At 47.3% G+C, this 12,504-nt stretch carries 12 protein-coding genes, 1 riboswitch and 1 other annotated feature; of the genes, 3 read left to right on the top strand and 9 right to left on the bottom strand.

Annotated features, from left to right (window positions below; all coding sequences use genetic code 11):
- Positions 1-322 precede the first annotated feature (322 nt).
- Positions 323-1,414 (bottom strand): dihydrodipicolinate synthase family protein, encoded by a 1,092-nt coding sequence (locus ABFC84_16365; GenBank protein MEN6414312.1) that lies wholly within the window; start codon positions 1,412-1,414, stop codon positions 323-325.
- 106 nt (positions 1,415-1,520) lie between these two features.
- Positions 1,521-2,828: an MFS transporter gene (locus ABFC84_16360; GenBank protein ID MEN6414311.1), complete on the bottom strand. Its 1,308-nt coding sequence runs from the start codon at positions 2,826-2,828 to the stop codon at positions 1,521-1,523.
- Positions 2,829-3,266: 438 nt separating this feature from the next.
- Here ABFC84_16360 and ABFC84_16355 point away from each other — a divergent pair, with 438 nt between their 5' ends.
- The gene (locus tag ABFC84_16355) at positions 3,267-4,253 is read left to right on the top strand and encodes a DMT family transporter (GenBank protein MEN6414310.1); all 987 of its coding nucleotides are present in this window, start codon (positions 3,267-3,269) and stop codon (positions 4,251-4,253) included.
- Between the two features lie 33 nt (positions 4,254-4,286).
- Here the strand turns inward: ABFC84_16355 and ABFC84_16350 are convergent, their stop codons facing one another.
- From ABFC84_16350 to ABFC84_16335, 4 genes are all read right to left on the bottom strand, one after another.
- A complete protein-coding gene (locus tag ABFC84_16350; protein ID MEN6414309.1) occupies positions 4,287-5,033 on the bottom strand; it encodes a Sir2 family NAD-dependent protein deacetylase in 747 nt (248 codons plus the stop codon).
- A gap of 144 nt (positions 5,034-5,177) precedes the next feature.
- Complete coding sequence (locus ABFC84_16345; GenBank protein ID MEN6414308.1) at positions 5,178-6,146, bottom strand: diguanylate cyclase; 969 nt, start codon at positions 6,144-6,146, stop codon at positions 5,178-5,180.
- Positions 6,130-6,783: a hypothetical protein gene (locus tag ABFC84_16340; GenBank protein ID MEN6414307.1), complete on the bottom strand. Its 654-nt coding sequence runs from the start codon at positions 6,781-6,783 to the stop codon at positions 6,130-6,132. Before ABFC84_16340 ends, ABFC84_16345 begins: the two co-directional genes overlap by 17 nt.
- Positions 6,773-7,147 carry a response regulator gene (locus ABFC84_16335; GenBank protein ID MEN6414306.1) on the bottom strand — a complete coding sequence of 125 codons (375 nt, stop codon included), beginning with the start codon at positions 7,145-7,147 and terminating at the stop codon, positions 6,773-6,775. Before ABFC84_16335 ends, ABFC84_16340 begins: the two co-directional genes overlap by 11 nt.
- A gap of 75 nt (positions 7,148-7,222) precedes the next feature.
- Positions 7,223-7,311, bottom strand: a riboswitch (cyclic di-GMP riboswitch).
- Between the two features lie 175 nt (positions 7,312-7,486).
- Positions 7,487-7,763 (top strand) — a binding site (T-box leader).
- A gap of 55 nt (positions 7,764-7,818) precedes the next feature.
- On the opposite strand from ABFC84_16335, the gene ABFC84_16330 reads away from it, so the two are divergent.
- Both ABFC84_16330 and pheA read left to right on the top strand, forming a co-directional pair.
- Positions 7,819-9,240 (top strand): sodium:solute symporter family protein, encoded by a 1,422-nt coding sequence (locus ABFC84_16330; protein ID MEN6414305.1) that lies wholly within the window; start codon positions 7,819-7,821, stop codon positions 9,238-9,240.
- A gap of 21 nt (positions 9,241-9,261) precedes the next feature.
- A complete protein-coding gene (gene pheA / locus ABFC84_16325; GenBank protein MEN6414304.1) occupies positions 9,262-10,137 on the top strand; it encodes a prephenate dehydratase in 876 nt (291 codons plus the stop codon).
- A gap of 70 nt (positions 10,138-10,207) precedes the next feature.
- On the opposite strand, the gene ABFC84_16320 is transcribed toward pheA, so the two are convergent.
- The 3 genes from ABFC84_16320 to ABFC84_16310 form a co-directional block, all read right to left on the bottom strand.
- Positions 10,208-10,966 carry an amino acid ABC transporter ATP-binding protein gene (locus ABFC84_16320; GenBank protein ID MEN6414303.1) on the bottom strand — a complete coding sequence of 253 codons (759 nt, stop codon included), beginning with the start codon at positions 10,964-10,966 and terminating at the stop codon, positions 10,208-10,210.
- A gap of 12 nt (positions 10,967-10,978) precedes the next feature.
- Positions 10,979-11,632 carry an amino acid ABC transporter permease gene (locus ABFC84_16315; protein ID MEN6414302.1) on the bottom strand — a complete coding sequence of 218 codons (654 nt, stop codon included), beginning with the start codon at positions 11,630-11,632 and terminating at the stop codon, positions 10,979-10,981.
- Between the two features lie 114 nt (positions 11,633-11,746).
- Positions 11,747-12,504, bottom strand: a 758-nt coding sequence (locus tag ABFC84_16310) for an amino acid ABC transporter substrate-binding protein (GenBank protein ID MEN6414301.1), incomplete at its 5' end; no start/stop codon positions are given.

Here is a 12,504-nt window from a genome sequence, read left to right as displayed (position 1 = left end):
GACCAGCAACTCTGGTCGCAAAGACAACTTATCAAACGAAAACAGCGGCCTAACAACCATTGTCGTATAACGTCGATCTCTGTGAAATACATTATACCCTTTTATTCTTGCTTCGTCTATCCATTCTCGGATTTGTTTGGCAATCATTTATCTTTATAATATGATTTATTCTCTGATCAATCCCTATATCTTATGATTTCTTCCTGATACGCTTGTTTTCGCCATCCATTGTTCCCCTGCTGCGGCAAATAAAAAGAGGCGAACAGACATTCTTTTTTGTCCGTCCCGCTCCCTTTGCCTTTGTTTGATACCCTGCCTGTCTTTACTGCAAAATGCCGATTTTTTTCAGTGATGCCCGTAGGAGTATTTTCTTTTCTGGCGACAGAGGAGCTGCCGGTGCCAGTACATGGGTGGAAATATCCAGCCCGGTCATACGAGCGGCTTCTTTTAGAACCGCATAAAAAGGAGTTGCCAACGGATAAATTTCCTGAGGTACATAGGCCAAGCGTTTTTGAAGGGCAAAAGATTGCTCATAGTCCTTATTTTGAAAAGCTTCATATATTCCCACTGTAATTTGGGGAGCAAAATTGGCACTGGCCGGTACGCCGCCGTCGCCGCCGAGAATCAAAGTACTTAATATGTATTCATCAAAGCCGGCAATAACCAGAAAATCCGGGCGAGCCGTCTTCAGTTCCAAAATAGCGTCACGAATATGATTCAACGTGTCCACCGTATCTTTCACGCCGACAATGTTCGGACAATCCAGGGCCAGTTTCTTCAAAATACGCACCGGAATAGCCTGCCCGGTTACGTCGGGATAATGATAAATAAAAATTGGCAAATCCACTTCCCCGGCAATTGTTTTAAAGTAATTATAAAGATTTTCTTCGCTTAACAAGGCATAGTACGGATTAATCACGACCACGCCATCGGCACCGATGGACTTTGCATGTTTGCCGTACATAATCGTTTCATCGGTGCCGAGCGCTGAAATGCCCACCAATGCAGGCAGCCGTCCGGCGGTATGTCTGATACAGAACTCTGCCGTCTGCTTGCGCAAGGATTCGGACATGTTGCTGAACTCTCCGGCACTGCCGAGAAAAAACAGTCCGTGAACGCCTCCGGCAATAACATAATCAATCATTCGTCCCATCCCGGCAGCATCCAGCTTGCCCTCCTTGGTAAAGATAGTGGCAACCGGCGGAATAATCCCGTGAAATCGCTTTTTTCCCACAATCTGCTCCTCCCCGACTGTTCCTATGATATACTTTATTAATTTCGCTTGATATACTTCTAAATCCTTTCGAATTATACGCTTCTTGTCGTTCAGTTCATCATGTGGAACAATAAAAAAAATAGGCACCCGCCCTGCTTTAGGGTAAGTGCCGACACAAACTACAGACTTAATTTTCAAAATCTCTGCCTGCCGAAAACAGCAATCCTTCAATGAATTTTCTCACATTAATTTTACCGCGCCAGCATAAATTACCTTCTGTCTTTTAGATTTTTTTACCAAATTTCTACGATGCGGCTTTATTTCCCAAGCCGGAACCGGCAGACTGTTCTTTAGCATAACGCATCAACAGGGGTAAATCCGGTTTTACGGCCACCCAGGCGCCGATACCGATAATCGCCAAGGCGGCAGTAGCCAGGATTGCCGCCTGCCAGCCATAGCTCGTCGCTACCCAGGCCGTAAAGATGGGTGCTGCAGCACCGCCCAGATTCCCCCAGAAATTCATCCAGCCGGATACGGAGCCGGAGAATTCACCGCCGATGTCGATACAGGCCGCCCAGGCCGCATTAAAGGTAAAGCCAAGGGAACCTAATGATACCGTCAGCCAAAATACATTCCACCAGGGATCGGCAGCAACGGCTCCCAAATAAAGCGCTATGCAGCAAATAGCCAGCCCCGTCATGCCAAACAGCGTGCGGGCTTTGTGCTTCGATAAGCCGCTGCCTACCAGTTTATCACTTATAAACCCGGTAGCGAAGGTAACCAGACATAAAGCTGCCCAGGGCAGGGAAGCCGCAATTCCCATGCTGGTTAGTGAAAAATGCTGTGCTTCCATTAAATATAAAGGTAACCAGGCCAAAAACACATACATAATATAATCCGTGATAAAAAATTGAATACCAATGGCCCAAAATTGCGAGGAAGTCATAAAATTACGCCAGGGTGCGTTTTTCTGCTCCTGGGCAGGCGTCACGCCGGTTTCAATATAGTCCGCCTCCGCCGCGCTGACATACTTGCTTTCCCGCGGTGATTCCCTGACAAACCAATACCATGACAGCGCCAAAACTAATCCAGCCGCTCCAAAAATGAGGAATACCGAGCGCCAGCCGAACGCTAGCATTAAGGCGACTGTTACTGCCGGTCCGATCACCGGGCCAATAAACATTCCGCCGAGAAAGCAAGCCGACCCCCGGGCTTTTTCGTTGGTATGAAACCAGCGATAAATAAACCGGCCGAAAGACGGCGCCAGGGGACCTTCCCCTACGCCGAATAAGGCCCGCACGGTGGCAAACATAGTAAAACTATTGCATACAGCGGTTAATGAGGTGAACATGGACCAGAAGGTAACGGCAGCAGCCACCACCCGCCGGCAGCCAAACCTTTCGGCCATAATGCCGCCCGGTATCTGCATCATCGCATAACCGACAAAAAAAGCTGTCTGCAGCAGCCCCATATTTATTTTGCTAAAACCGAATTCTCCCATGATAGCCGGTGTCGCAACCGATAAATTCACCCGATCCATGTAGGATAAAAAACTAATCGCAAACATAATAAATGCCAAATACCAGCGAAACTGAGAAGACTTTGTGTTCATAATTACCTCCGATAATTTATTATTTCCTTCGAAACCAAGCCACGCTTTGAACTATCCCTCCTTCAGCAAAAAAATAAACCTCCTGCCTCAAAATTAAGAGGCAAGAGGTTACTCTCGCGATACCACCCTTATTTATACCCAGCCTGTCAAAAAGCAGGCAGATATATCTCATCAGGTCTAACAACCCTAGCAATATAACGGTTGCACTCGCAAGGAGCTGATACCGGCGCGGCCTACTGACTTTCAGCTTTGCAGTTCGGGAGTGACGATTGCAGCGTTCTACTGCCGGTTCGCACCATCCACCGGCTCTCTGAAGCATACTACCTGCAATTATTTCCTTCATAACTTTTTTATTACAATATTTTGTTGTTTGATTCTGATTTATAATTAAAGTGTAATCTTTTATTTAGTATATCCGGTATTTTTGTATCTGTCAACTTGCTTTTTCAAAACCCTACCTGGCAGGATTCACGGCCAAAACCGCGAAATAAAGGGAATACTGTACGGGTACTTACCCCAATCATCGCGGAGGTGTTTACGATTCGCGTCCATTTGACTTTAGCTTTTGTCGCTTTTTTATGGGGAATCAACCCGGCTATTATGAAAATCGGCCTTCTCTATGTCGAGCCGATGCCCTATAATGCGGTACGCATGCTGGCTGCTTTGACGGTGGGCTGGATTGTATTCCGGCGCTTGGGAAGCTGGCGGCCTTTATTGCGGAAAGACTGGAAAACACTCCTCATTTGCAGTCTGGGTTTTTTCTTTTTTCAAATTTTCTTCACCAAAGGCGTTCAGCTGACCACTGCCGGCAATGCATCCCTGATTTTAGGAGGACTGCCGGTCAGCGTGGCTCTGATTAATCATTTTCACCGGCTGGAGCGGATTCATCGGGCAGCTGCCGCCGGCATCCTGGTATCCCTTGCCGGCGTAGGAATTATGGTAGCCGGAACAGGCAAGGAAATCAGCTTCGCCGGTGAACATATTACCGGTGCGCTGCTGCTGCTGGCCGCCCAGCTCAGCTATGGCTATTACACCGTCTTTTCCCGGCGGCTGACCGCTGTGTATTCGAGCTATCAGAGCACTGCCTATATACTGCTTCTTTCAACAGGCCTGTTTCTCCTGGTGTCGGTGCCTTCCACCCTGGCAACGGACTGGCGTGCCATCCCCTGGCCCGGCTGGGCAAGCATCCTCTATTCCGGACTGTTCCCGCTCTGTCTGGCCAATTGTCTGTGGATCTGGGGTACCGGGATACTCGGCAGCACCAAGGCCTCTTTGTATAATAATTTACCGCCGGTTTTTTCCGTCGCTCTCGGCTATGTAGCCTTGGGAGAGGGCTTCGGCTGGCTCCAGTTTATCGGCGCCGTTACTATTTTTGCCGGCTTGTATATTACAAAAGCCAAACCTGCCGCCGCTGCCGACAGCTAAAAACTATCGACGGCTCCGGTAGTCCAAGATTGTTTACACCGGAAAGCGGCGTTTCACCACTTCTTCTACCAAAGATTCCAGGGTACTGCCTATGGAAGCATGAATCACCAGCTCCGCCTTACCGTCCTGTGCTGTCGCCGTCTTGTTGACAATGGCAACCCTGTTGACATACTCCGGTATCTGAGCAGCCGGATAAACCGCCAGACTGGTGCCGAGAACCAGGCAAAAATCGACTTTCGGCAATTCGTTGGTCATAAAAGTGTAAAATTCATCGGGCAGAGAATCGCCAAAATTGACAACTGCCGAACGCAGCAGTTGGTGACAGCAGGGCGATAACGGACGATATTCATCTCGCTGCAAATAATCAGCCAGAATTTTATAAGGATACACCTTGCCGCACTTCATACAGGAACATTCCCGCAAATGGCCATGAACTTCCAGCACATTTTTGCTGCCGGCCAAAGTATGAAACGAATCCACATTTTGGGTAACGACTTTTTTTATTAATCCCATTTCTTCCAGCTTAGCCAGGGCATAGTGACCGGCATTGGGTTGGTGGCCCTGTCCCATGGCTGCAAACAGCTTAAAGTTTTTATAATAGGTTTCCGGATCCGATCGCAGAACATCAATATGCAGCAGTCCCGGATCCAGCTTTTCCCACAGCCCGGTACCGGGACTGCGAAAGTCGGGTATCCCCGATTCGGTACTCATCCCCGCCCCGGTAAAAGCAATTGCGTTTTTACTGTTCATTAATAATTCGCACAACCTGACAACTTCCATCCTGTTCCCTCCTCAAAATTGGTATCTCTTTACTATAATAGTTCGATTCAAAAAGGATATCCCCTATGACGGGAAAAAAATAATAGAAAATAACATCATCCGGATGATGTTATTTTCTATTAGCAGCCGCTTCCCGGCAAAGAACTAAGCCCTGTCATTATAAAGCCGGTAATTATTTTTACCAAGGGTTTTGACGGCGTACATGGCCTGATCCGCTTTTTTCAGCATACCCTCCACATCGCCGGCATCCACCGGATAAAGGCTGATGCCAATACTGGCGGTAATGCTGATGCTGATACCTTCTATCTCAAACGCCTGATCAAACGACCGCCGGATTTTTTCACCGACAAAATTGGCCGCATAGAAACGACGAAGCTTAGGCAGCAGTATAACAAATTCGTCGCCGGCAAACCGGGCGACGACATCCGTCTGCCGAAGGCACTCTTTCAGCCGTTTCGCCACTTTTTTCAGCAATTCGTCGCCGATAATATGTCCATACGTATCATTGACGTTTTTAAAACTATCCAGATCAATAAATAATACCGCCGCAAAGCAGTGCCTGTCCCGTTTTGTCTGATTGATGGCATATTCCAAATGATCATAAAATAAGTTCCGGTTGCAGAGTCCTGTCAATGGATCATGCAGCGCACTGTGTCTGGCGCTTGCTTCGGCTTTTTTTACAGTCTGAATATCGCTTTCCAGTTCTTTGATCAATGTCTGCAGACAGCGAACCCGCCGACATTGGCCGGTAATATCGGTAATCTGAATTAACGCGAAGGGTTCTCCCTGATAAAAAAATGACTCAATTTGCATGTTTTGCCGTTTTGCTTTTTGCGAAGCTCCTCCATCCCGGGGAAACACAAAAGCATGGTGCAGAATTCCCGCAAAAAAGCAATTTTGACCGTGAACAAGGGTATCCATTAAGATTCGTCTGAACTTCAGCTCGGCAAAGCAGGGACAGACTGATGACACTTTCTCACCGATTACTTCCGCTTTGGTCAGCCCTGTCACCCGCTCCAGCCACCCGTTCCAAATAACTACCCGATACTCTTTGTCCACAAGCAGTATTCCCTGAGCCAAGCTGTCCAAAAGACAATTAAACAGTGAATTCATCGCTTTCCTCCACCATATCATCAATTTTAGCGATTAACCGGGTAACGGAATCCATTCCCAAAGCAATCAGTATCGTCCCGCGAAATTGGGTATTGGCAATCGAAAACAAAGTTTTCAGCATCAATACATATATATTACTCTTCAATACATCCGCCTGGACTTCGGTAGAAACAAACAGCATCTCCACTTCCGGCAGCGAATAAGTCAAATTCGTTGTCAGCAAATTGCCCAGTCCGCCCACCACCGAATTCAAAATAATATTGCCAATTTCCTTGATAACATCAAAATCGGTATCCAGCAGTTCTTTCTCCGCAAAAGCAGCCATATTTTCATCGACTTCTTCGTTGAGGCACAGGTTAACCAGTAGTTTAGCCTGATCGGCGGCAAACAATAAAAAAGCTTTTCCGTTATATTCCTGGCCGAACTGCAAAGAAGAAGACATGACATGACCTGATGTATTCCCCATACAGGAAGCGAGCCGACAGGCCGTAACATTGCCGGCAGACTGCAGTTCAATCTCCGGTATGGACAGTTCTATTTTCCGGCTCACCACTTCCGACAATATACCGGCTGCCCGGCCGACACATATATTAAAGATTTCAGTAAGGGCATCCTGCTGCATCTCACTAAGCATCATGGAATCGTTTCTCCACTATGGCTTGCACCAAAGCCAGCTTCTCCTGATTCAGGGGTTTGTTGATAAAGGCGGCAATATGATACTGTACTAACCCTTCTTGGGTTGATTGCTGGACATCAGCCGTCAAGGCAAAAATAAGAACATACGAATCGCTTTGACGAATTTTTTTGATCAATTCCTGTCCGCTCATCCGGGGCATTAATAAATCAGTTACAATCACATCCGGCCGTATCTGCTGAAAGCGTTCGTAGCCAGTCACACCATTATCGGCCAAAATCAGTTCGGCATCAGGAAATACTTGGGAAAGCATCTTGGCAGCAACCTTCTGAGAAAATTTAGAATCCTCTATCAGTAAGATTTTCAAAATGGACTCCTCTCCTATTTATCGGCACTAACAGATACCTATAAAATAAAAACCGCCAGTTGTATCCTTTTATAAGGATGCAACCTGGCGATCATAAGTAATTAATTACTATTAGACCCATGGTTTTGCGCCCTTGCCTTTCAGCAAGTTTGCCGATAACAAAAATTCTCATTAGTATATTAATCTTATTACACTAAATTGGGAATGTCAACTGCTTTTACCTTAATTTACTGCAGCCTGCTCCCCTGCAGCAGGCTGAATCACTGCGGCAATTTTTTAATGCATTAGGTATTGACAATCGTATAGCTGCTATATATAATCAGGATAATAATAGAATATGGATTAGTGATGACGGAAAAAAGTAGTTGCGTATGTTTCATTCAGAGAACCGGTGGGTGGTGTAAACCGGCTGAAACTGCCTGATGAAGTTCCTTCCTGAGCTGCGGGCTGAAAATTGCAGTAGGTCGCGCCGTTTCGTCTGCGTTACAGATTTAGAGTCGATCTTAAGATCAAATACAGGGTGGTACCGCGGCAATTCGCCCCTCATGCGGTATCACTTTTTATTTTATTTTAAGGTTTAATTTTGGGTGGTACCACGATGACTATCGTCCCTCTTCGGAGGGGCGATTTTTTCTTCTATTGCCGGCATAGAAGGACAGCTTATAAATTTTATGACAAATCAAGGAGGTTCTATGAGTATCCCTTTTTTCATTGTAATCGTATATATTCTGTTAATATTTATTATTAGTTACTATGCCAAACGGCGCTCTGCCGGCAGCTCAGACAACTATGTGCTGGCAGGCAGAAAGCTGACGACTCCCCTGATTACCGTCTCCATTGTCGGTCTTGCCGTTGGCGGGGCATCGACCATCGGCGTGGCGGAACAAGCCTACAAGGTCGGTCTTTCTGCCGGCTGGTATACAACCGCCTGGGGCATTGGGGCGATTGTTATGGGCATGGTCGTTGCTAAAAAATACCGGGAACTGAACATTACCACTATACCGGAACTCCTGGGCCGGCATTATGATCAAAAAGGCATGGTCGCCGGCATTGCCTGCCAAATTATTATTCAGCTGGTCATTATGTCGATGCAGTATATCGCCGGCGGCAGCATTCTTCACGCCTTAATGCCTGAAATCTTTACTTTTACTGCCGGTATGCTGACCAGCGCCGTTGTATTTATCGGCATTACTTTAATTGGCGGCATGTGGTCGGCCAGCCTATCCAACCTGTTAAATGTGTCCCTAAAATACATTGGCATTACCCTGGCTACCGTTATCAGTGTCAAGCTTGCCGGCGGGCTGGAGCCTATCCAGTCCCAGCTGCCGACCAACATTCCCTATTTCAGTCTGTTTGACGGCGTTGGCATCGTCGGCATTATCAGCTGGATCATCGTTCTCATCACGGTTAATTTATCGCTGCAAAGTATTATTCAGATTTCCCTGGGAGCCAAAAATGTAGAAACCGCCCGCCGCGGCTTTATCATCGGCGGACTGATGATGCTGCCTATCGGCTTTGTCAGTGCTTTACTGGGCGTCATTGCCAGAACCATGTTTCCGGATGTCACTCCGGCTCTGGCCCTGCCGATGACGATTATGTCCCTGAATCCGATTCTGGCCGGGATCACACTGGCCGCCTTATGGGCTGCCGATGTATCTACCGCCTGCAACCTGCTTCTCAGCTCGGCGACCTTGTTCTCCCAAGACATTTATAAAAAATTTGTTAACCCGAAAATCAGTGATGCCCGTTATGTTACAGTCACCAAAGGAGCCGTACTCTGTCTGGGAGTTCTCACTCTCACTCTGGCCATGACCATCAGCGGTATTATCAACACCCTGATGGTCGGTCTCAGCCTGACTGCCGCCTTCAGCGTGATTGTGCTGTTTACCCTTTTTGCCCCGGGCCTGTGCCGGAAGAATGCCGCCTTTTATACCATACTAACCGGTGTGGCGGTATTGATTCTCTGGCAGACCGTCCCGGCTGTCCATATCTTTCCTCATGTGATCTACCTGGAATGGCTGGCCTGTACCGGCAGCTTTTTACTCACCTACCTGTTGGATTCGGAACCAATAACTGCCTCAGACTGCATCTAAATAAAATTAGGAGATGGTCTTATGAAAAAAAGATTTTCTGTCATTGCAACGGTTACTTTACTGATTCTTGTCTGCTCAAGTATTGCTTTCGCCAATGTAAGCTATTTAGGGCCGGCAGGAACTTATACCGAGGAAGCAACCGCGATCTTCTTTGGCGACAAGGAAACAACCGTCCCGGTGCCTACGGTACCTGAAGCATTAAAGCTGGTCAAAACCGGTCAGAGTCAATACGCGGTAGTGCCTGTGGAAAATACCATTGGCGGACCGGTTTATAATTACCTGGATGCGGTAATTAACGACGCGGAACTGGTGGTTGTAGGAGAAATCAATCTTCCCATCCGCCAGACCCTCCTTGCCCTGCCCGGCGCAGATATAAAAGGTATCAAAACCATCATGTCCCACCCTCAGGGTCTTGCCCAGAGCAAAGACTGGATAAAAGCCAATCTGCCTGAGGCAAAACTGATCGAAGTTCCCAGCACCGCCGAAGCAGCCAAAAGAGTGGCGGAAATGGGCGACCCTTCTGCGGCGGCCATCGCTGCCTCCCGTACCGCTGCTGTTTATAATCTGGCTGTTTTGGCCAGCGATCTGCAGTATACGAATACCAACGTTACCCGATTCTGGGTTGTCACCCTTAAAAAGAATCAAACATTAGGCAGCCAAAAAGCCACCGTAGTGCTGCAGGGACCGGCGCAGGAACTGCCGAAAGTTCTGAACAACCTGTCCCGTAAAGGATTTACGGTTATCAGTTTGCACGACCGGCCGGCAAAAACCAAATTAGGCGAGTATACCTATGTGTTGGAGTTAGCCGGCAGCGATATCAATGTACTGGAAAAAGCGCTTAAAAACGATAGCAATGTTTTACAATACAGAATAACCGGCGTATTTAACGCAAAGTAACGCCAACCCATAAATCAAGCCCGTGGTTCTGCCAATCGGCAAGCCACGGGCTTGATTTGTATCTGAATAGTTACAGTGTGCTGTTTAAAAACGCCTGAGTACGGGCCTGCTGCGGATTGCTGAAGACCTGCTCCGGTGTGCCAGCTTCCACAATGTCCCCGTCGTCCATAAAAATAACCCGCTGAGCCACTTCCCTGGCAAAGGCCATTTCATGGGTAACCACCAGCATGGTCATATGCTCCTGAGCCAGCTGGCGCATCGTTTTCAATACTTCCCCGGTCAGCTCCGGATCCAGAGCTGACGTCGGTTCGTCAAACAGCATAATATCCGGTTTCATGGCTAAAGCCCGGGCGATGGCCACCCGCTGCTTCTGTCCGCCGGACAAGCGGGAAGGATAACTGTCTTTCTTTTCGAACAGCCCGACCTTACGCAGTAATTCTTCGGCCTCGGGCAGGATATCTTCCCGCTTGATTCCTTTCACAATCAGCGGTGCTTCCACCACATTATCAACGACCGTCATGTGAGGAAATAAATTAAACTGCTGAAATACCATCCCCATCTTATGACAAATCTTCCGCGCCTTACTCTCACGGGCATAACGGCAGCGTCCGCTATCATCTTCGGCAGCCAAAATTTCTCCTTCGATTTCAATGGTTCCCCCATCAATGGTCTCCAGCCGGTTCAGACAGCGAAGCAGCGTACTTTTACCGGAGCCGGAAGGCCCGATAATGGCCACCACTTCCCCCTGGGCAACTTCCAGGCTGATGCCTTTCAAGACTTCCAGGTTGTTAAAGCTTTTGCGAATATTTTGCAAGCGGATCATATTCATCAAGACTCACTCCTACTCATCGTATGCTGCATAGCGCTGTTCAAGCTTCTTAAATATCCAGGTAAGCACCAGCGTCATCCCCAGATAAAAGATTGCGGCAATAAAAAACGGCGTCATATCAAACTCCCGCTGTACAATAGTTCTGGCGGTTCTCAGCAAATCATTCATGGCCAGAATATAGATGAGGGAAGTATCCTTCACCAGGGTAATGGTTTCATTGCTGATCGGCGGCAGCACCCGCTTAATCATCTGCGGCAGAATAATGCGCCGCATGGTCTGGAGATAGGTCATGCCAAGCGCCTTGCTGGCTTCATATTGTCCCCGCTCAATGGATTGAACCCCGGCCCGGAAAATTTCGGCAAAATAAGCGGCATAGTTAAGAACAAAAGCAACGATCGCGGCGGGAAAATCCGGCAGCCGAATACCGACATAAGGAATAAGAGGCAAAGCATAATAGACAAATAAAAGCTGCAGCATCAGCGGCGTCCCCCGCATTAACCAGATGTATATCTCAACCAGGAAACTTATTGGCTTGTATTTCGACAGACGGGCCAATGACATAATTAGGCCCAGTGGCAATGAGAGCACCAAGGTGATAAAAAACATTTGTACTGTAATATTGGCCCCATCCAGCATGGGCCCGATCATGGTCAGTATTTTTTCCATTGCGATTCTCCTCTTCCTTTTACCTTGAAACACAGCCTTCATTATATCATATCTGCCGGATAAAATAGAAGGCCAATGGCAATATGCCATCAGCCTTTGAGTCCTATTTTTGCATTATTTTTTAATGATATCGGAGCCAAACCATTTTTGCGAAATTTTGGCTGATGTGCCGTCCTGCTTCATTTCATCCAGTGCTTTCTGCACTTTATCCCGCAAAGCCTGATCATCTTTCCTGAATCCGATGCCCAGAATGCCGACTTCACCGATGGCTTTATCCAGGACAATGTATTTTTCAGGATTCTTGGACATAAAGTACCGGCCAAAAGTTTCATCCGTTATTACCGCATCCACACGACCGGTTTCCAGATCCATGAAAGCAGAAATACAGTCCCCATATTTTTTTACTTCTTTAAAGGAAGATTTCATATTCTGATTAGCTTCAATGATTTCATCCGCCGTACTGGCATTTTGAATACCCACCACTTTGCCTCTTAAGTCTTCCAAGCCTTTGACGCTGGAACTTTTCGGCAAGAAAATCAACTGCTTGCAATCCATATAAGGTTCGCTAAACAATATATTTTTCTTGCGGTCTTCAGTAATATTCATGCCGTTCCACAGGGCATCCACCCGCTTGCCATTTAACTCTGCTTCCTTGCTGCTCCAGTCAATTGGTTTAAACTCTACTTCAATGCCCATTCTTTTAGCAGCTTCTTTTGCCATGTCGACATCAAAGCCCACAATATTGTTCTTTTCATCCCGAAAACCCATTGGCGGAAAATTATCATCCAGCCCAATTACAATTTTTTTCTGCTCCGGTGCTTTTGTATTGGTGCTGCCGCATCCGGCTAAAACCGCGCCGGCCATCATGACCA

This window comes from Veillonellales bacterium (assembly GCA_039680175.1).
GTDB lineage: Bacteria > Bacillota > Negativicutes > JAAYSF01 > JAAYSF01 > JBDKTO01.
The sequence above is the reverse complement of the archived record's forward strand: the minus strand, read 5'-3'. Positions and strand labels throughout refer to the sequence as shown.